Source organism: Pseudomonas sp. FBF18 (genome assembly GCF_024261405.1).
GTDB classification, from domain to species: Bacteria; Pseudomonadota; Gammaproteobacteria; order Pseudomonadales; family Pseudomonadaceae; genus Aquipseudomonas; species Aquipseudomonas palmensis.
In genome coordinates this window covers 24,283-42,066 of the sequence record NZ_QKRS01000007.1, presented here as the reverse complement: position 1 = coordinate 42,066, position 17,784 = coordinate 24,283, and the positions used below count along the sequence as shown (strand labels likewise).

The window sequence follows — 17,784 nt, the reverse complement described above, 5'->3', positions numbered from 1 at the left end:
ATCCTTCATGCTCGAGCTTCAACGCCCCGACACCCTGGTGGAACGCGTCGTCAGCGCCATCCGCACCGAGATCGACTCGGGGCGCCTGGCTGCCGAAGCACGCCTGCCCACCGAGCAGCAACTGGCCGAACAGCTGAATGTCAGCCGCTCGGTGGTGCGCGAGGCGATCTCCCAGCTCAAGGCCGATGGCGTACTGATCGCCCGGCGCGGGCTGGGCTCGTACATTTCGCAGAATCCGACCGGCACGGTGTTCCGCTTCCCCAGCAACAACGGGCGCAGTGCCGACCTGGTGCAGATGTTCGAAGTGCGCCTGTGGATCGAAACCCAGGCCGCTTCGATTGCCGCCCAGCGCCGCGACCAGGCAGACCTGGCGCGCATGGCCAAGGCCCTGCAGGAAATGATCGACAAGCGCAGCCAGTTCGACGTGGCGGCGGCTGCCGACGTGGAGTTTCACCGCGCAATTGCCGAAGCCAGCAAGAACGACTACTTCGTCGCCTTCCATGACTTTCTGCGCGGCCAGCTGGCTGCCGCGCGCAAGACCGCGTGGGAAAACTCGGCGGCGCATTCGGTGGGCGGCTCGGCCGACGCCAATCGCGAACACCAGGCGCTGTACCAGGCGATTGCCGACGGTGACCGCCAGCGCGCCGCGGCCTGCGCCGAAGCGCACCTGCGGGCCTCGGCCAAGCGCCTGAAGCTGGACCTGCCAGCCATGGAATGAACATCACGTGACGGGCGCTGCGGGTCAGCGCCCTTTTCTTCGCACTACTTAGTCTGACAACCTGATAACCAGATAAGAATACCAAGGTGACCCCTGCATGATTTACGACTACTGCATCATCGGCGGCGGCATCGTCGGCCTCGCCACCGCCATGGCGCTGCTCAAGCGCCAGCCTGGCGCCTCGCTGGTCATCCTGGAGAAGGAAACCACACTGGCCCGGCACCAGACCGGCCATAACAGCGGGGTCATCCACGCCGGCATCTACTACGCACCCGGCAGCCTCAAGGCCGACCTGTGCAAGCGCGGCGCCCAGGCCACCAAGGACTTCTGCGACACCCACGCCATCAAGTACGAGGTGTGCGGCAAGCTGCTGGTGGCGTCCAACCCGCTCGAGGTGCAACGCATGCAGGCGCTGTACGAGCGCTCGCAACAGAACGGGCTGAAGGTCGAGCGCCTGGATGCCGCCGAACTGCGCCGTCGTGAGCCGAACATCGTCGGCCTGGGCGGGCTGTTCCTCGATGCCACCGGCATCGTCGACTACAAGCAGGTGTGCCAGGCCATGGCCAAGGTCATCCAGGCCGCCGGCGGCGAGATCTGCCTGGACACCCGCGTGGCGGCGATCGCCGAAAGCGGCGACAGCGTCACCATCAGCAGCGAAGACCGCGTATGGCGCGCCAGGCAGCTGGTCGCCTGCGCCGGCCTGCAGTCGGACCGCCTGGCGGCGCTGGCCGGGGTCAGGATCGACCACCAGATCATCCCGTTTCGCGGCGAATACTTCCGCCTGCCAGCCACCAAGAACCAGATCGTCAATCACCTGATCTACCCGATCCCCGACCCGGAGCTGCCGTTTCTGGGCGTGCACCTCACCCGCATGATCGACGGCAGCGTCACTGTCGGGCCGAATGCGGTGCTGGGCCTGGGCCGCGAGAACTACGGCAAGTTCTCGATCAACTGGCGCGACGTGGCGCAGTACGCCCGCTTCCCCGGCTTCTGGAAAACCCTGTGGAACAACCTCGGTTCGGGCACCACCGAGATGAAGAACTCGCTGTTCAAGCGCGGCTACCTGGAACAGTGCCGCAAATACTGCCCTTCGCTCGAGGTCGACGACCTGCTGCCCTACGAGGCGGGCATCCGCGCCCAGGCAGTGATGCGTGACGGCACCCTGGTGCACGACTTCCTGTTCGCCGAGACCCCGCGCATGGTCCACGTGTGCAACGCACCGTCGCCGGCAGCCACCTCGGCCATCCCGATCGGCGAAATGATCGCCGACCGCCTGCTCACACCACGCTGATCCGCATTGCTGCACGGGCGCCCGCCGCCCGCTTGAAAATAACTACAAAGACCAACAAGGAATCTCTCGATGTCGGTACATGAAGCGGTCACCACCGCAACCGAAACCCCGGAACAGAACAGGAAGCGCCTGCGCAAGGTCGCGGCGGCCACCATCTTCGGCTCGATGCTGGAGTGGTACGACTTCTACCTGTACGCCACCATGGCGGCCATCGTGTTCTCGAAGATCTTCTTCGACGCCAGCAACCCTCAGGTTGCCTCGCTGCTGGCCTTCTCCACCTTTGCCATCGGCTTTATCGCCCGCCCGTTCGGCGGCGTGCTGTTCGGCTACCTGGGCGACCGCTTCGGGCGCAAGCAGGTACTGGTGGTGACCTTCTGCATGATGGGCCTGTGCACCACCCTGATCGGCCTGATCCCCAGCTACGCCAGCATTGGCATCTGGGCGCCGATCATCCTGGTGCTGGTGCGCATCATCCAGGGCCTGGGCGCGGGCGCCGAGCTGTCCGCCGCGGCCGTGACCAGCTACGAGCATGCCAGCGAAGGCAAGCGCGGCAGTCAGGGTGCCTGGCCTGCGCTGGGGCTCAACCTGGGCCTGCTGCTGTCGTCGCTGACCGTGTACCTGCTGACCATGAACGGCAACGACTTCCTGCTCTCGGGCGGCTGGCGCATCCCGTTCATCTGCAGCATCGTGCTGGTGGGCGTGGGCTTCTGGGTACGCCGCAGCATTCCGGAAACCCCGCAGTTCGCCGAACTCGAGCAGGCGCCGAAAAAAGCCAAGGTGTCGCCGCTCAAGGCGCTGTTCAAGAACGACCTCAAGGGCCTGGCCGTGGTGTTCTTCGTGGCCATCGGCTACAACGCCCTGAGCTATATCTTCAAGACCTTCTCGCTGGCCTACCTGACCCAGTTCAAGGGTGTGGAGGCCCACGTGACCTCGCTGTCGGTGACCATTGCCAGCCTGGTGGCGATCGTGGCGGTGCCATGCTTCGGCTGGTTGTGCGACAAATGGAGCAGCAAGGCCGTGCTGATCATGGGCGGTCTGTTCTCGGTACTGTTCGCGTACCCGTTCATGGCCCTGCTCAACACCGCCGAGCCGCTGATGATCTACATCGCCATCGCCATTGGTACCGGCCTGCTGGCGCCGATGATGTTCGCCCCACAGGGTTCGTTCCTCAGCCGCCAGTTCCCCACGGCCACGCGCTCATCGGGCTTTGGCACCGGGCGCGAGATCGGCACCGCGGTGGCCGGTGGCCTGGCGCCACTGGGCGGCCTGGCACTGGTGGCCAGCTCGCCGACCCATTCGACCGACGGCGTGGTGGCGATCCTGGCGATTGCCGCAGTGTTCGTGGTGGTGTTCGCCCTGTGTGACCAGGGGCGCAAGCACTCCAGCTTCAAGAACTGACTCGCCTGGCTAATCATCGCGGGTCAAGCCCGCTCCCACAAGAACAGCGCCGACCTTGTGGGAGCGGGCTTGACCCGCGATGGCGGCACCGATGATTTGTGATCTGCGCTCAAATTTACCCACCCACCATTAGTCGCCGCACCCCCGGATGGATTAAAGTATCAGCCCCTGCCCGGGCGTTGTTGCCCTCCCCCCGGGCGCACGCCCAGGAACCGTCCCGATGGAACATCGTGAAGCGCTCATCGCGCTGCGCACCTTTCTCTCCACCCAGATTCTTGGCCAGGAAAAACTGGTCGAGCGCCTGCTCATCGTGCTGCTCGCCGATGGTCATATGCTGGTGGAGGGTGCGCCGGGCCTGGCCAAGACCAAGGCCATCAAGGAACTCGCCGAAGGCGTCGAGGCGCAGTTCCACCGCATCCAGTTCACCCCCGACCTGCTGCCCGCCGACATCACCGGCACCGAAATCTATCGCCCTGAAACCGGCAGCTTCGTGTTCCAGCAGGGTCCGATCTTCCACAACCTGGTGCTGGCCGACGAAATCAACCGCGCCCCGGCCAAGGTCCAGTCGGCCCTGCTCGAGGCCATGGCCGAGCGCCAGGTCAGCGTGGGGCGCAGCACCTACGAGCTGTCGCCCCTGTTCCTGGTGATGGCCACGCAGAACCCCATCGAGCAGGAAGGCACCTACCCGCTGCCCGAAGCCCAGCTCGACCGTTTCCTGATGCACGTGAAAATCGGCTTTCCCGATGCCGCCGTGGAGCGGCGCATCCTGCAGCAGGCGCGCGGCGAGGCGCTCAACGGCGAAACCAAGCCCGAACGCCGGGTCAGCCAGCAGGCGATCTTCGCCGCACGCAAGGAGATCCTCGGCCTGTACATGGCCGACGCAGTGGAGGAGTACCTGGTGCAACTGGTGATGGCCACCCGCACCGGTGCCAAGTACGACGCCGAACTCGGCGACTGGATCGCCTACGGCGCCAGCCCGCGCGGCTCCATTGCCCTGGACCGCTGCGCACGCGCCCACGCCTGGCTGGCCGGACGCGACTTCGTCAGCCCCGAAGACATCCAGGCGGTGCTGTTCGACGTGCTGCGCCACCGCATCATTCTTTCGTTCGAGGCCGAAGCGGCCGGTATCGACCAGGACCGGGTGATCCAGCGCATCCTCGACGTCGTCGCCGTGGCCTGAAGCCATGCCTCTTTCAGCGCAGGCCGAGCCCGGCATCCGCATCGGCCTTTCCGAGCTGATCGAGATGCGTCATCGCGTGCGCGAGGTGCAGCTGTTCTCCGCCCCTGGGCAACGCAGCCCGCTGGTGGGCCTGCATCACTCGCGTCTGCGCGGGCGCGGCGTGGACTTCGACCAGGTGCGCGTGTACCAGGCCGGCGACGATGTGCGCAACATCGACTGGCGAGTCACCGCCCGCACCCAGGAGCCCCACACCAAGCTGTTCCACGAAGAGCGCGAGCGGCCCATCTTCATCCTGGTCGAACAGAGCCGACGCCTGTTCTTCGGCTCCGGGCTGATGTTCAAGTCGGTACTTGCCGCGCAGGCCGCCGCCCTGATCGGCTGGGCCGCGCTGGGCCACAACGACCGCATCGGCGGCCTGGTGTTCGGCGACAACGAGCACTATGAAATCAAGCCACGGCGCAGCAAGCAGAGCCTGCTGCAACTGCTCAACCGCCTGGCGCGGGTCAACCAGTCGCTGCACACCGAGGCCCAGCCCCAGGGCGACAACCTCAACATCGCCCTGCGCCGCGCCCGCGAAGTGCTGCGCCCGGGCAGCCTGGCCATCGTGATCTGCGACGAACGCGCGCTCACCCCCGGGGTGGAGCAACAGATGAGCCTGCTGGCGCGACACTGCGACCTGCTGCTGCTGCCGGTGTCCGACCCACTCGACCACGCCCTGCCCGCCGCCGGCTTGTTGCGCTTTGCCCAGCGCGGCGCACAGCTGGAGCTCGATACCCTGGATGCCAACCTGCGCAAGAGCTATCGCCAGCAGAGCGAGGCACGCATCGAACGCTGGGAACTGCTGGCCCAGAAACTGCGCGTGGTGCTGATGCCCTTGAGCACCCAGAGCGAAATGATCGAGCAACTGCGCGAATACCTCGACCCGCAACGCTCGGGTAAAAGCCGATGAACCCACTGGACGCACTGCAACCGCTGATCGCCCCCGCCCCCATCGGCGCGTGGCCGCCCGCGCCGGGCTGGTGGGTGCTGCTGGCATTGCTGCCCGTGCTCGCCTGGGGCCTGTGGCGGCTGCGTCACTGGCGCCCGCGCAAGGCTCCGCTGCCACGCGCCGAACAACCGCTGGAACCGATCCGCATCGCCGCCCTGGCAGAGCTGGCGGCGCTGCCCAAGCCCTACGACGGCGCACCGGCCGGTGCCTGGCTGCAGCAGATCAACGCCCTGCTCAAACGCCTGTGCCGCAACCACTACCCCGACAGCCACAGTCACACCCTCAACGGGCGCAAGTGGTTGGCGTTTCTCGACAACCGCTGCCCGGCCGCCGGCCTGACCCGCTGGATGGTACTGGTGGAAGGCGCCTACAAGCCCGAGTGCCGGCTTGACGACAAGGCCATCGCCGGGCTCAACCAGGCGGTCGACACCTGGATTCGCAAACATGTTTGAACTGGCCTGGCCGTGGGTCTTCGCGCTGTTGCCGCTGCCGTGGCTGGCCCGTCTGCTGCTGCCGGCCGCCGACAGCGGCGAACCGGTGCTCAAGGTGAGCTTTCTGGACGAACTCGAAGGCCTGGCCGGGCGTCGCGCGCGGCTCAACCTGCCGACCTGGCGCCAGCAGGCGCCGTTCGTGCTGGTGTGGCTGCTGTTGCTGTGCGCCGCCGCGCGCCCACAATGGCTGGGCGAGCCGCTGCCGGTGGCCGCCAGTGGGCGCGACCTGCTGGTGGCGGTGGATGTATCCGGCTCGATGGACTTCCCCGACATGCGCTGGGACGACGAGGACGTCAGCCGCCTGACCCTGGTCAAGCAACTGATGGGCGACTTTCTGCAAGCGCGTGAAGGCGACCGCGTGGGGCTCATCCTGTTCGGCAGCCAGGCCTACCTGCAGGCCCCGCTGACGTTCGACCGACGCACCGTGCGCAGCTTTCTCGACGAGGCGCAGATCGGTATCGCCGGCAAGAACACCGCCATTGGCGATGCCATCGGCCTGGCGGTCAAGCGCCTGCGCATGCGCCCTGCGCAAAGCCGCGTGCTGATTCTGCTGACCGATGGCGCCAACAACGGCGGGCAGATCCATCCGCTGACCGCCGCGCGCCTGGCCGCCCAGGAAAGCATCAGGATCTACACCATCGGCATCGGCGCCGACCCGGACGAAACCGGCACCGCCGGCATGCTCGGGCTCAACCCGAGCCTGGACCTGGACGAAGCCTCGCTCAGGGAGATCGCCGAGGTCACCCACGGCGCCTACTTCCGCGCCCGCGACGGCAACGAACTCAACGCCATCGGCCAGACCCTCGACCGCCTCGAGCCGGTAGCCCAGCAACCGACCCAGGCGCGTACCGCGCATGCCCTGTACAGCTGGCCGCTGGCCCTGGCGCTGGGCCTGAGCGTACTGCTGGTGGTGCGCGATCGCTGGCCCGACAACCTGCTGCAACGCCTGCTGCGCCGGCCGCACTTTCTGCAGCCGCACCCCGAATGGCGCGAGCGCCTCAAGCGCCTGCGCCTGCGGAGGCGTCGATGATCGAGCTCTGGCCCCAATGGTTGCGCCCGGCCTGGCTGTTGCTGCTGCCGCTGCTCGGCTGGCTGCTGTGGAAGCTGTGGCACCGACAAAAGCGCGCCGGACGCTGGCAGATGATCCTGCCCGCGGCGTTCCATGCCGTGCTGCTGGGCGGCGGCAATGGCCGCGACAGCAAGCTGCCGTGGATCGCCCTGGGCCTGGCCTGGCTGCTGGCCGTGCTGGCCCTGGTCGGCCCCAGCTGGGAGCGCCTGGAAGAGACCCGCCAGCGCGCCGCCGACCCGCTGGTGGTCATGCTCGAACTGACCCCGCAGATGCTCGCCGACGACACCCCGCCCAACCGCCTGCAGCAGGCCAGACGCAAGCTGCTCGACCTGCTCGAACACCGCCGCGATAGCCAGACCGCGATCATCGTGTATGCCGGCAGCGCACACACCCTGGTGCCGCTGTCCGACGACCTGGCCACCAGCCGCAACCTGCTCGACGCCCTGGACCCCGCCATCATGCCGCAACCTGGTCAGCGCGCCGACCTGGCGGTACGCAAGGCGCTGGCACTGCTGGCCCAGGGCGCGCTGGGCCAGGGGCGCCTGCTGCTGATCGGCTCCTCGCTCAGCCCGCAGGAACGTCAGGGCATCACCCAGGCACTGGGGCGTCATGGTCCCAAGCTGCTGATGCTTGGCGTGGGCACCCCCGAAGGCGCGCCGGTCAGGCAGACCAACGGCGAATACCTCAAGGACGCGGACGGGGCAATCCTGGTTCCGCGCCTGGACAGCGCCGAGCTCAAGGCCTTCATCAACAGTACCGGCGGGCGTTACCGCAAGGCGCGCATCGACGACCTCGACCTGCGCGGCCTGGGCCTGTTCGACAATCCCCAGGCGCTGCGCGCCGACGGCCAGACCCTGCAACTGGACAGCTGGGCCGACCAGGGCTACTGGCTGCTGATCCCGCTACTGCTGCTGGCCGCGTGCGCTGGCCGGCGTGGCTGGCTGTTCTGCCTGCCGCTGCTGCTCGGCCTGCTGCCGCAACCGAGCTACGCCTTCACCTTCAACGACCTGTGGCTGCGTCCCGACCAGCAGGGCCAGCGCCTGCTCGAACAGCAGCGTCCGGCCGAGGCCGCCCGCCACTTCGAAGACCCGCAATGGAAAGGCATGGCGCTGTACCAGGCTGGCGACTATGCTGGCGCCGCCCGTGAATTCGCACGGGCCAGCAGCGCCAGCGCCCATTACAATCGCGGCAATGCCCTGGCCCGCAGTGGCGAACTGGAGGCGGCCGTGGATGCCTGGGAGCAGGCCCTGGAGCTGGAGCCCGAGCTGGAAGCGGCCCAGGCCAACAAGGACCTGGTCGAGCAGCTGCTGCGCCGCCAGCCCGAACAGCCCCAGCAACCGCCGGCCACCGAAGACCCGCCTCAGGGCCGGCCCGACCTGCCGACCGATTCGGCCAGCAACGGCCAGCAATCGAACAGCAGCGACAGCAGCCAGGGCGATGCCAAGGCCGGCGCCAGCGAAGACACCGCCACCGCGCCAGAGCACGCGCACAACGCCAGCGAGCCGCCGGACGAAGACACCACCCGGCCACCGCAGCGCCCCGTCGACAGCAGCCTGGATGCCGAGCAGCGCCAGGCCCTGGAACAATGGCTGCGCCAGATCCCGGACAACCCGTCCGAGCTGTTGCGCCGCAAGTTCTGGTACGAACAGCAACTGCATCAGGAAAGCCCCAAATGATCCGCGTCTGCGCCCTGGTTTTCAGCTTCTTGTTCGCCCTGCAGGTGCAGGCGGCGACGCTGCTCGCCAGCGTCGACCGCAGCCGCCTGATCGCGGGCGAAACCCTGGAGCTGACCCTGGAAATCGAAGACGTGACCCAGTTCGGCAAGCCTGACCTGACCCCGCTGCAGGCCGACTTCGAAGTGCGCGACACGCGCCAGGTCAACAGCCTCAAGAGCCTCGACGGCCAGACCCAGGCCAATACCCGCTGGATCATCACCCTGCGCCCGCGCCAGAGCGGCACGGTCCAGGTGCCGGTGCTGCACCTGGGCGAGGCGCAGAGCCAGCCGGTGACGTTGCAGGTACTGCCGGCCGAGGCGGCCAGCGACATCAGCCAGGCGCCGGTGAGCATCGATGCCAGCCTGGACGCAGACAGCGTGTACGTGCAGGCCCAGGCCGTACTGACCCTGCGCATCTACCACTCGGTGTCGCTTTACGATGACAGCAGCCTCAGCCCGCTGGTGATCGCCAATGCCCGGGTCGAACCGCTGGGCGAGTCGCGCACCTATGAAAAACTGATCAACGGCGTGCGCTTTGGCGTGATCGAGATGCGCTACGCGATCTTCCCCCAGCAAAGCGGCGCACTGAGCATACCCGCCCTGACCTTCAGCGCCACCAGCGCCGACGAGCCGGCCCAGGGCGACAGCGGCGCGGCACGTGGCAAGCAAGTACGGGTCAGTTCCACGCCGCTGCCCTTGCAGGTGCTGCCGATACCGGCCGAGTACCCCGCCGACCAGCCGTGGCTGCCGGCACGCAGCCTGAGCCTTGAGGAACGCTGGAGCCCGGACCCTGCGCAGACCCCGACCCAGATCGGCGACTCGCTGACGCGCAGCGTGATCCTCAGCGCCGACGGGCTGTCCAGTGCGCAACTGCCACCGCTGCCCGCCACCGAAGTCAACGGCCTGCGACGATACCCGGATCAGCCGCAACTGCGTGAAGAGGTCAGCGAACGCGGGCTGGTAGGCCTGCGCGAGGAACGCGAGGCGCTAGTGCCGACCCACAGTGGCGCACTGGAACTGCCGAGCCTCGAGGTGGTGTGGTGGAACACCCGCGAACAGCACGTGGAGCGCACCAGCCTGCCGGCGCGCGGGTTGAAGATCGAAGACAACCCTGCCCTCACGGCAGACACCCCGGCCAGCGTCGTCAACCTCGAGAACCGGCCGCTATGGCCGTGGCAACTGAGCACGCTGCTGCTGGCCCTGACCACCCTGCTCGGCTTCGCCCTGTGGTGGCGCGCACGCTCGCAGCCGGCGGTATTGCGTGCGGCGCAGAGCGGGCCGAGCCCGCGCACCCTGCTCGACGACCTCAAGCGTGCCTGTCAGGCCAACGACCCGCAGGCCACCCGCCAGGCGCTGGATGCCTGGGCCCGCCAGCAGCCCGAGACCCTGGCCGAGATGGCGGCGCGCTTCGTGCCGCTGTCGGATGCGCTGGACGGGCTCAACGGCGCGCTGTACAGCGAGAGCGGGCAATACTGGCAGGGCGATGAACTGTGGCGGGCGATCGGCACCATTCCCGCAGCCGAGCAGGCGCAGCCGAGCGCCGCCGAGAACGGCAGCCTGCCGCCGCTCTATCCCAAATAACGCGGCGCCTGCGCAGGGGCTATCGCAGCCCCCAAAACCTGCCACCCGCGTTACCATAGCCGGCTACCGGCTCGACCTTCACGGGACTTCCAATGCGTCTGTTTCACACCTCCGACTGGCACCTGGGGCAAACCCTGCATGGCCAGGAGCGCGACTTCGAACATGCCTGCTTTCTCGACTGGCTGCTCGGCCAGCTCAAGCTGCGCCAGCCTGACGCGCTGCTGATTGCCGGCGACATCTTCGACACCGTCAACCCGCCGGTCAAAGCCCAGGAGCGCCTCTACGACTTCATCGTCCAGGCCCACGAACAGCAGCCCAGGCTGAACGTCGTGATGATCGCCGGCAACCACGACTCCGGCTCGCGCATCGAATTGCCCGCACCGCTGATGCGCCGTCTCAGGACCTATGCCCTGGGTCGCGTGCACTGGCTCGACGACGGCCAGCTCGACAGCGAGCGCCTGCTGGTGCCGCTGACCAACGCCAAGGGCAAGGTGACCGCCTGGTGCCTGGCCCTGCCCTTCCTGCGCCCGGCCGAAGTCACCGGTGCGCACCTGGGTGACGACTACCTGCGCGGCATCGGCCAGGTGCACGAATGGCTGATCGAGGCCGCCCTCAAGCAACGCAAGCCTGGCCAGGCGCTGATCGCCGTGAGCCACGCACACATGGCCGGCGGCTCGGTATCGGAAGACTCCGAGCGCAGCCTGATCATCGGCAATGCCGAGGCCCTGCCCGCCAGCCTGTTCGGCAGCCAGATCAGCTACGTCGCCCTGGGCCACCTGCACAAGCCGCAGAAGGTCAACCGCGAAGACCGCATCCGCTACAGCGGCTCGCCGATTCCGCTGTCGTTCTCCGAAATCGGCTATCAGCACCAGATCCTCGAAGTCGAACTCGACGGCGCCACCCTGACCAGTGTCGAACCGCGCCTGATACCGCGTGCCGTGCCCCTGCAACGCCTGGGCCCGGCGCCGCTGGTGGAGATTCTCGAACAACTCGGGCAACTGCCCCAGGTCGACCTGCTCGACGACCCGCAGCGCCAGCCCTGGCTGGAGGTGCGGGTGCGCCTGGACGAACCGCAGCCCGACCTGCGCCAGCAGCTCGAAGCCTGCCTGCAAGGCAAGGCCGTGCGCCTGGTACGCATCGCCGCCGAATACGCCGGCACCGGCGCCAGCGACGGCGAGGATGACACCCGCCTGATCGAGCTGGGCCAGCTCAGCCCCCACGACCTGTTCAGCCGTGCCTGGGAACAGGCCTACGGCACCAGCGTCGACGAACAGACCCTGGCCGACTTCGCCCTGCTGTTGCAGGACGTGCAGCAGGAGGAGGAACAGCCATGAAGATTCTTGCCATTCGCCTGAAGAACCTCGCCTCCCTGGCCGGCCCGTTCGAGATCGACTTCACCTGCGAGCCGCTGGCCAGCGCCGGCCTGTTCGCCATCACCGGGCCGACCGGGGCCGGCAAGAGCACCCTGCTCGACGCCTTGTGCCTGGCGCTGTTCGGCGCGGTGCCGCGGCTGAACAACATCGGCCGCGAGACCAAGCTGCCCGAGGTCGACAGCGAAATACTCACCAGCGACCCGCGCACCCTGCTGCGCCGCGGCACCGGCAGCGGCTTTGCCGAAGTCGACTTCGTCGGCATCGACGGGCGCCATTACCGCGCGCGCTGGGAAGCCAACCGCGCCCGTGACAAACCCACCGGCAAGTTGCAGGGCAGCCGCCAGAGCCTGCACGACCTGGACAGCAACCAGTTGCTGAGCAACCAGAGCAAGCGCGAATACGAGCAGATGATCGAGGCCCGCCTGGGCCTGAACTTCGAACAGTTCACCCGCGCCGTGATGCTGGCGCAGAGCGAATTCAGCGCGTTCCTCAAGGCCGACGACAAGGAACGCAGCGAACTGCTCGAAAAGCTCACCAACACCGCCATCTACAGCCAGCTGGGCCGGCGCGCCTACAGCAAGAGCAAGGAGGCCGAAGAGGCGCACAAGGCGCTCACCGACCAGGCCCAGGGCGTGATGCCGATGGCCGACGAGGCACGCGCCGAGCTCGACCAGCGCCTCGCCGAGGCGCAGCGCCAGCTCAAGGCCGAACAGGCCCGCCTGCGCCTGCTCGAACAGCAGCGCAGCTGGTTCGCCGAACTCAAGCAGCTGCAGGACCAGCAGGCCGCCGCCAGCGAGCAGTTGCACAGCGCGCAGCAGCAGTGGGCGCAGTTGCAGGGCGAACGCCTGAACCTGAGCCGCCTCGAACAACTCGCCCCGCAGCGCCATCAGTTCGCCCGCCAGCGGGAACTGGCCAGCCAGCTCAGCCCACTGGCAGCGAGCATCCAGCAGCAACGCCAGCAGCAGGCCGCGTTGCAGCAACGCCTGCAGCAGCTTGAACAGGCGCAGCAAGCCGCCGGTGAGCACCTGGCCACGGCCCTGGCCCGGCAGACCGAGTGCGCGCCGCTGCTGCGCCAGGCCTTCGCCGAGCAGCAGACGCTGGCGCGCCTGGAGCAGGAGCTTGACCAGCGCAACGTTCAATGCCAGCACGCCGAGCAAGCCAGTCGCCAAGGCCAGCAGCAGATCCAGGCGTTGATCGAGCGCCAGCAGCTCACCCACCAGCGCCTGGCCCAGGTCGACGAGCAGTTGAGCCAGAGCGCTCACCTGGCCAGCATCGGTGATGCCTGGAACGCCTACCGCGCCCAGTTGCAGCAACTGATGCTGGTCGGCAACCGCCTCAGCCAGGGCCGCGAGGAACTGCCCGGCCTGCAGCAGCGCGCCGAAGAGTGCGCACGCCAGTTGCAGGCACACCGTGAAAGCCTGGCCCTGCTCTACCACGAGGCCGGCGCCGAGCCCGAGGCGCTGGCCGAACAGATCGACCTGCTCGGCACCCTGCTGCAGGACAACCGCAAGCAACAGCGCGCCGTCGAAGAGCTGTCCCGCCTGTGGGCCAGCCAGCAGGAGCTGACGCAACGCGCCCAGGCCCTGCGCGAGCGCCAGCAGGCGGCCCAGCAACAGCGTGAAGGCCTGATCGCCGAAGGCCTGCAGGGCAAGACCGAGCTGACCGCCGCCGAACAGGCCCTGCAGGTCACCCGCCAGGTGCTCGAACGTCAGCGCCTGGCCCGCAGCGCCAGCGTCGAGGAACTGCGCGCGCAGTTGCAGGACGACCAGCCCTGCCCGGTGTGTGGCAGCCAGGAGCACCCCTATCACCAGCCCGAAGCCCTGCTGCAAAGCCTCGGCCGGCACGACCAGACTGAAGAGGCCGGCGCCCTGCAGGCGGTGGAGGCGCTCAAGCTCAAGCTCGACGAACTGCGCAGCACCCTGGGCGGCGTGAATGGCCAGATCAAGGAGTACCTGCACCAGCAGGAACAACTGGCCGTCCAGCAGCAGGCACTGGCTCCTGGCCTGGAGGCGCACGCGCTGTATGCGCAACTCTCGGCACAGGATGTGGGCGAGCGCTCGGCCTGGCTGGAGCATCAGCTACGCCGCCTGAACGACGACATCGCCCGCGACGAGCAACGCCTCGCTACCCTGCTGACCCTGCAGAAAGACGCCGCCCGTGTGCAGCAGCAGGTGCAGGCGAGCGTCGAGGCGAACCAGCAGGCCGCGCAGCACCTCAGCCAGCAACAGCATGCGCTGCAGGCCGACGACGAACACCTGGAGCAGGCGCTGGCCGGCTTCGCCACGCTGCTGCCAGGCGACATTCTCGACGCCTTGCGCCAGGAGCCCGCCGCGACCTTCCTGCAACTGGACCAGCAACTGGCCCAGCGCCTGGAGCTGCTGGACCGGCAAAAGGACGAGCAGCAGGAGCACGCCGAGCGTCAGCAGCAGCTTGAAAAGACCCAGGTGCAGCAACAGGCGCTCGAACTCAGCCATCAGGCCGTGCAGCAGCAGGTCGATGCACTGCGCACCCAGCAGCAACAGGCCCGCGACGCCCTGACCGCGCTGATTGGCGAGCATGCCGGTGCCGAGCACTGGCAGCAGCACCTGGAACAGCAGGTGGAGGCAGCGCGCAGCGCGCAGGCAACGACCGGCCAGCAGTTGCAGCAGGCCCAGGCCCAGGCCATCGAGCGGGCTGCCGAACTCAAGGCAGACGAACAGCGTCTGGGCGCCCTGGAGCAGGAAAGCCAGCAGCTCGACCACGCCATCGGGCAATGGCGCCAGGGTCACCCGGAACTCGACGATGCCGGGCTGGACCAGCTGCTGGCGGTGGATGACGAGCAGGTCAGTCAACTGCGCCAGCGCCTGCAACAGGCAGAAAAGGCCATCGAGCAGGCCGGCGTGCTCGTCGCAGAGCGCGAACAGCGCCTGCAGCAGCATCAGGCCCAGGCCAGCGGCGAGGTACCCGCCGAGCAGCTGGAGCAGGCGCTGAGCGAGCTGCAGCAACACCTGGTGATCAGCGAACAGCAGTGCGCCGAACTGCGCGCCGAGCAGGCCGACGACCAGCGCCGGCAACTGGCCAACCAGGCCCTGGCCGAGCGCATCGCCCAGGCCTATGCCCAGTGGCAGCGCTGGGCACGCCTGAACGCGCTGATCGGCTCGGCCACCGGCGACGTGTTCCGCAAGATCGCCCAGGGCTACAACCTCGATCTGTTGGTGCACCACGCCAATGCCCAGTTGCGCCAGCTGGCGCGGCGCTACCGGCTCAAGCGTGGCGGCAGCGCGCTGGGGCTGCTGGTACTGGATACCGAGATGGGCGACGAACTGCGTTCGGTGCACTCGCTGTCCGGCGGCGAGACCTTCCTGGTGTCGCTGGCACTGGCGCTGGGCCTTGCCTCGATGGCCTCGAGCACCTTGCGCATCGAGTCGCTGTTCATCGACGAAGGCTTCGGCAGCCTCGACCCGGAGTCGCTGCAACTGGCCATGGACGCGCTGGACGGTCTGCAGGCCCAGGGCCGCAAGGTGGCGGTGATCTCCCACGTGCAGGAAATGCATGAGCGGATCCCGGTGCAGATCCAGGTGCGGCGCCAGGGCAATGGGTTGAGCACGGTGGAGGTCAGCGGATGATCCTGTATTCGTTCCGCCGCTGCCCCTACGCGATGCGTGCGCGCATGGCCTTGCGCTACGCCGGTTGCCCGGTGCAGATCTGCGAAGTGAGCCTGAAGGCCAAGCCGGCCGACATGCTGGCGCTGTCGCCCAAGGGCACGGTGCCGGTGTTGAGCGTGGACGGTGAGGTACTGGAGGAAAGCCTGCAGATCATGCACTGGGCGCTGGCCCGGCATGATCCGCAAAACTGGGCGCTGCGGGACGACCCGAACGCAGCGCAGCAGGCCACGCAACTGATCGAGCGCAATGACACGCTGTTCAAGCAGCAGCTCAATCACTACAAGTATGCCGAGCGTTACCCGGAGCAGTCGCGCGAGACGTATCGTGCGCTGGCCGAGGCGGTACTGCTGGACCTGGAACAGCGCCTCGAGCGGCAGGCCTACCTGGTGGCGGCGCACCCGAGCATTGCGGACGTGGCGCTGATGCCATTCGTTCGCCAGTTTGCCGGGGTCGAGCCTGACTGGTTTGCCACAGCGCCCTACCCGCGCTTGCGCGTGTGGCTGCAGGGGTGGCTGGAGTCGGCGCTGTTCAAGGCGATCATGGCACGCTGACCAGCGAAGGGGCCGGTACTGACGCTACAAGGTCAGCACCGGAAACGATCAGTGCTGGACCTTGTGATCCAGCGCCGCATAGAAATTCGCGCTTTGCTGCAGGTACTTCTGGGTGTAGCTCGGGGTGGAGGATTTTTTCTCGCGGATCTCGACCTGGGCGCCGGCAGGCAGCACCACGGAGGCAGAAATGGCCGAAGCCGCGATAACCGAAAAAAGATTGAAGTTCATGGCAATGCCCTCGAAAGCGTCAGGTTGAAGTGGCCGGTTGGGCCGTGGTTCAAACCTACGCCGCTGCCGGCGCACTGAAAAATTCATTGCGCCAGTAGCGAATATCAAGGCGATTGATAGTTCAGTCGACGAACTTGAGGTCCGAAGGCGATTGCAGTGCCAGCGTCTGCACCACATCGCCCAGCAGGCCTGTCTGCGCATCGCGCCGGATCACCACGATCTGGTTGCTCTGCTGGTTGCCGACCAGCACGTAGCCCCCGGTCGGGTCCAGGGTGAACTCGCGCGGGTGATCACCCTCCACCGAACGGCGCTGCACCTGGCGCAGGCTGCCATCCTGACGGTCGATGGCGAACACGATCAGTTCGTTGCGGGTGCCGCGGTTGCTCACGTACACGAAGCGCCCGTCGGCGGACACATGCACCGCGCTGGCCGCCTTGGCCGCGGCATCGGCCTGTTCGGTCAACGGCAGGATCTGGCGCTGGTTCAGGGTGCCGTCGTGGTAGTCGAACACCACCAGCTGTGCACTCATCTCCAGGGTCAGGTAGGCATGCTTGCCGTTTGGACCGAACGCCAGGTGACGCGGCCCGCTGCCCGGCGGCAGGACGACCGGGGTTGCCGCGCCCAGTGGCCGGGTCGGGGTCTGGGGCTGGTAGCGGTAGCCGATCACCTGGTCGGCGCCAAGGTCGCTGGCAAACAGGTATCGCCCGTCCGGGGACGGCACCACCGAATGCACATGCGGCCCGGCCTGGCGCTCGGGGTTCACCCCGCTGGCCACATGGCGCACCTGCTGCACCGACGCCGACAAACGGCCATCGGCGGCAACCGGCAACACGCTGAGGCTGCCGCCCGGCTCAGGCTTGACGCCGTAGTTGGCCACGAACAGATAACGCCCATCCAGGCTCAGGCTCGAGTGGGTCGGTTCGTCACCGTCGCTGGACACCTGGCTCGACAGGCTCAGTTCACCGCTGTCATGCGCCCGGGCAAAGCTGCTGACCTGGCCCTGGCCGTCACCGTTCTCGTTGACCGCGAACACGTTGCGCCGGTCCGGCGACAGCGTCAGCCAGGACGGGTTGCTGCTTCTGAGCACTTGCAGGGGCGTGGGGTCGAGCTGGCCGCGCTGGCTGTCGAAGCGGTAGCGGTAGACCCCGTCATGGGTGCCCACCAGCAGTTCATGGCCGTGGGCGTTGAGCGTCAGCGCCATGGCACTAGCGGTCAGCAGGGACATCAGCTGGCGTTTCATCGTCGTCCTCTTCAGAAGCGCGCAAGGCACTCATGCAGACTAGTCGATGCTCGCCCGTGTCGTCGCTGAGCTGCCAGTGCTCGCCGGCAAGCGTCGCGTTGCCGATCTGCTCGGGGCTGAACTGCCATTTCTTCAACGCACGGCCGTCCATCAATTCGATGCGCAGGCCCGTATCGTCGAAGGTGAAGTCGAATGCGTGCAGGCCATCGATCAACAGCATGTCGCAGGATTCAAGGGCTTGGGCAAGGGTGGTCATGGGGGGGTATCCCTGATTAAACACGCATGATACCCCAACCTTAAAAGCATCGCGGGTCAAGC

At 67.3% G+C, this 17,784-nt stretch carries 15 protein-coding genes; 12 read left to right on the top strand and 3 right to left on the bottom strand.

The genetic code is table 11. The features are described 5' to 3' along the window. The first annotated feature begins 7 nt into the window (after nucleotides 1-7). The 12 genes from DN387_RS12885 (at nucleotide 8) to DN387_RS12830 (ending at nucleotide 15,998) form a co-directional block, all read left to right on the top strand. Nucleotides 8-718: a FadR/GntR family transcriptional regulator gene (locus DN387_RS12885; protein WP_043864619.1), complete on the top strand. Its 711-nt coding sequence runs from the start codon at nucleotides 8-10 to the stop codon at nucleotides 716-718. 97 nt (nucleotides 719-815) lie between these two features. Continuing rightward, nucleotides 816-2,009 (top strand): L-2-hydroxyglutarate oxidase, encoded by a 1,194-nt coding sequence (lhgO, locus tag DN387_RS12880; RefSeq protein ID WP_054916212.1) that lies wholly within the window; start codon nucleotides 816-818, stop codon nucleotides 2,007-2,009. Nucleotides 2,010-2,078: 69 nt separating this feature from the next. Continuing rightward, a complete protein-coding gene (locus DN387_RS12875) occupies nucleotides 2,079-3,407 on the top strand; it encodes an MFS transporter (RefSeq protein ID WP_043864621.1) in 1,329 nt (442 codons plus the stop codon). A 220-nt stretch (nucleotides 3,408-3,627) separates the two neighbouring features. Then, the gene (locus tag DN387_RS12870; RefSeq protein ID WP_043864622.1) at nucleotides 3,628-4,587 is read left to right on the top strand and encodes a MoxR family ATPase; all 960 of its coding nucleotides are present in this window, start codon (nucleotides 3,628-3,630) and stop codon (nucleotides 4,585-4,587) included. Nucleotides 4,588-4,591: 4 nt separating this feature from the next. Further along, the gene (locus DN387_RS12865) at nucleotides 4,592-5,536 is read left to right on the top strand and encodes a DUF58 domain-containing protein (RefSeq protein ID WP_054916213.1); all 945 of its coding nucleotides are present in this window, start codon (nucleotides 4,592-4,594) and stop codon (nucleotides 5,534-5,536) included. Further along, nucleotides 5,533-6,027 carry a DUF4381 domain-containing protein gene (locus DN387_RS12860; protein ID WP_043864624.1) on the top strand — a complete coding sequence of 165 codons (495 nt, stop codon included), beginning with the start codon at nucleotides 5,533-5,535 and terminating at the stop codon, nucleotides 6,025-6,027. Before DN387_RS12865 ends, DN387_RS12860 begins: the two co-directional genes overlap by 4 nt. Then, complete coding sequence (locus DN387_RS12855; protein WP_054916214.1) at nucleotides 6,020-7,096, top strand: VWA domain-containing protein; 1,077 nt, start codon at nucleotides 6,020-6,022, stop codon at nucleotides 7,094-7,096. Before DN387_RS12860 ends, DN387_RS12855 begins: the two co-directional genes overlap by 8 nt. After that, complete coding sequence (locus DN387_RS12850) at nucleotides 7,093-8,811, top strand: VWA domain-containing protein (protein ID WP_054916215.1); 1,719 nt, start codon at nucleotides 7,093-7,095, stop codon at nucleotides 8,809-8,811. Before DN387_RS12855 ends, DN387_RS12850 begins: the two co-directional genes overlap by 4 nt. Then, nucleotides 8,808-10,430: a BatD family protein gene (locus DN387_RS12845; RefSeq protein ID WP_043864627.1), complete on the top strand. Its 1,623-nt coding sequence runs from the start codon at nucleotides 8,808-8,810 to the stop codon at nucleotides 10,428-10,430. Before DN387_RS12850 ends, DN387_RS12845 begins: the two co-directional genes overlap by 4 nt. 92 nt (nucleotides 10,431-10,522) lie before the next feature. After that, nucleotides 10,523-11,764: an exonuclease SbcCD subunit D C-terminal domain-containing protein gene (locus DN387_RS12840; RefSeq protein WP_054916216.1), complete on the top strand. Its 1,242-nt coding sequence runs from the start codon at nucleotides 10,523-10,525 to the stop codon at nucleotides 11,762-11,764. Beyond that, nucleotides 11,761-15,408, top strand: a complete 3,648-nt coding sequence (locus tag DN387_RS12835; protein WP_054916217.1) for an AAA family ATPase — start codon at nucleotides 11,761-11,763, stop codon at nucleotides 15,406-15,408. The genes DN387_RS12840 and DN387_RS12835 overlap by 4 nt, the downstream gene beginning before the upstream one ends. Further along, entirely contained in the window at nucleotides 15,405-15,998 is a 594-nt protein-coding gene (locus tag DN387_RS12830) for a glutathione S-transferase (protein WP_043864630.1), read from the top strand. Before DN387_RS12835 ends, DN387_RS12830 begins: the two co-directional genes overlap by 4 nt. A gap of 48 nt (nucleotides 15,999-16,046) precedes the next feature. On the opposite strand, the gene DN387_RS12825 is transcribed toward DN387_RS12830, so the two are convergent. The 3 genes from DN387_RS12825 to DN387_RS12815 all read right to left on the bottom strand — a co-directional run bounded on the left by DN387_RS12825 (nucleotide 16,047) and on the right by DN387_RS12815 (nucleotide 17,722). Next, nucleotides 16,047-16,226 (bottom strand): hypothetical protein, encoded by a 180-nt coding sequence (locus DN387_RS12825; protein ID WP_043864631.1) that lies wholly within the window; start codon nucleotides 16,224-16,226, stop codon nucleotides 16,047-16,049. Between the two features lie 121 nt (nucleotides 16,227-16,347). Then, on the bottom strand, nucleotides 16,348-17,466 hold the full coding sequence (locus DN387_RS12820; RefSeq protein WP_054916218.1) for a lactonase family protein: 1,119 nt from the start codon (nucleotides 17,464-17,466) through the stop codon (nucleotides 16,348-16,350). Beyond that, the gene (locus DN387_RS12815; protein ID WP_043864633.1) at nucleotides 17,432-17,722 is read right to left on the bottom strand and encodes a DUF5629 family protein; all 291 of its coding nucleotides are present in this window, start codon (nucleotides 17,720-17,722) and stop codon (nucleotides 17,432-17,434) included. The genes DN387_RS12820 and DN387_RS12815 overlap by 35 nt, the downstream gene beginning before the upstream one ends. Nucleotides 17,723-17,784: the final 62 nt, after the last annotated feature.